Source organism: Paraburkholderia sp. BR13439, from assembly GCF_040948805.1.
Taxonomy (GTDB): Bacteria; Pseudomonadota; Gammaproteobacteria; order Burkholderiales; family Burkholderiaceae; genus Paraburkholderia; species Paraburkholderia youngii.
This window is the reverse complement of sequence record NZ_JBFPKN010000106.1, coordinates 1-1,729: the sequence shown is the minus strand read 5'-3', so window position 1 is coordinate 1,729 and position 1,729 is coordinate 1. Positions and strand designations below refer to the sequence as shown.

Here is a 1,729-nt window from a genome sequence, read left to right as displayed (position 1 = left end):
CCATTTCCGACGGGTTCTTCGTGACCTTGATACCGCATGCGTCCATGATTTCCAGCTTCGCTTCAGCGGTGTCCGCACCGCCCGAGATCAGCGCGCCGGCGTGGCCCATGCGCTTGCCCGGAGGCGCCGTGACGCCAGCGATGAAGCCAACCACCGGCTTCTTCATGTTGCCCTTGATCCACTCGGCAGCGTTCGCTTCGTCCGGACCGCCGATTTCGCCGATCATGATGACGGCGTCCGTATCCGGATCGTCGTTGAACATCTTCATCACGTCGATGTGCTTCAGACCGTTGATCGGGTCGCCGCCGATACCGACTGCCGACGACTGGCCGAGGCCGATCGCGGTCAGCTGGCCGACTGCTTCATACGTCAGCGTGCCCGAACGCGACACGACGCCGATGCGGCCCTTGCGGTGGATGTGACCCGGCATGATGCCGATCTTCAGCTCGTCCGGCGTGATCGTGCCCGGGCAGTTCGGTCCGAGCAGCAGCGTCTTGCGGTTTTCGCGACGCATACGGTCCTTGATCTCGATCATGTCGCGGACGGGGATGCCTTCCGTGATGCAGATTGCGAGATCCAGGTCAGCTTCGACGGCTTCCCAGATTGCCGCGGCAGCGCCTGCCGGCGGAACGTAAATCACCGACACGGTCGCGCCCGTTTCAGCCTTGGCTTCAGCGACGCTCGCGTAGATGGGGATGCCTTCGAAATCTTCGCCGGCGCGCTTCGGGTTCACGCCCGCGACGTACGCTTCGCGGCCGTTTGCGTATTCACGGCAAGCACGCGTGTGGAACTGACCGGTCTTGCCGGTGATGCCCTGCGTGATGACCTTGGTGTCTTTGTTGATCAGAATCGACATGTATTGACCTCTGTTCGTTTGGCGTCGCGCGGCAGCGCCACGCGGCGCGATGCTTCACGCCTGTGTCGCTCGCGCGCCGCCACTCGTCATTTTGGCAAATGAGCTGGTAAATGCGCCGTAGACAGGTGGCTTACGCCTTGCCCGAAGCAGCCGCGACGACCTTCTGAGCCGCTTCTTCCATGCTGTCCGCCGAGATGATCGGCAGGCCGGATTCAGCGAGCATCTTCTTGCCCAGGTCTTCGTTCGTGCCCTTCATGCGGACCACGAGCGGCACCTTCAGCGACACGGCCTTCGACGCCGCGATCACGCCTTCCGCGATCACGTCGCAGCGCATGATGCCACCGAAGATGTTGACCAGGATCGCGGTCAGGTTCGGGTTCTTCAGCATGATCTTGAACGCTTCGGTGACCTTCTCGGTCGTAGCTCCTCCGCCGACGTCGAGGAAGTTCGCCGGTTCGCCGCCGAACAGCTTGATGGTGTCCATCGTTGCCATGGCGAGGCCAGCGCCGTTCACGAGGCAGCCGATGTTGCCGTCAAGCGAGATGTACGCGAGGTCGAACTTCGATGCTTCGATTTCAGCCGGATCTTCTTCGTCCAGATCGCGGTAAGCGACGATTTCCGGGTGACGGAACAGCGCGTTCGAGTCGAAGTTGAACTTCGCGTCGAGTGCGATGACCTTGCCGTCGCCGGTCAGGATCAGCGGGTTGATTTCGGCGAGCGATGCGTCGGTCTCCCAGAATGCCTTGTACAGGCCTTGCAGGATTGCGCGGGCTTGGGGGATCGAAGCGTCTGGCACGCCGATCTTCTTCGCGAGGTCGTCGGCTTCCGAGTCCTTCAGGCCGGTCGACGGATCGACTGCAACCTTGTGGATCA

At 62.0% G+C, this 1,729-nt stretch carries 2 protein-coding genes; both read right to left on the bottom strand.

The window, feature by feature from the left end; all coding sequences use genetic code 11:
• Window positions 1-856 (bottom strand): succinate--CoA ligase subunit alpha (gene sucD, locus AB3X96_RS42350; protein WP_368594390.1); only part of this gene is annotated, 856 nt, incomplete at its 3' end.
• Window positions 857-986: 130 nt separating this feature from the next.
• The coding region (locus tag AB3X96_RS42345; RefSeq protein ID WP_368594389.1) for a succinate--CoA ligase subunit beta at window positions 987-1,729 on the bottom strand (743 nt) is incomplete at its 5' end.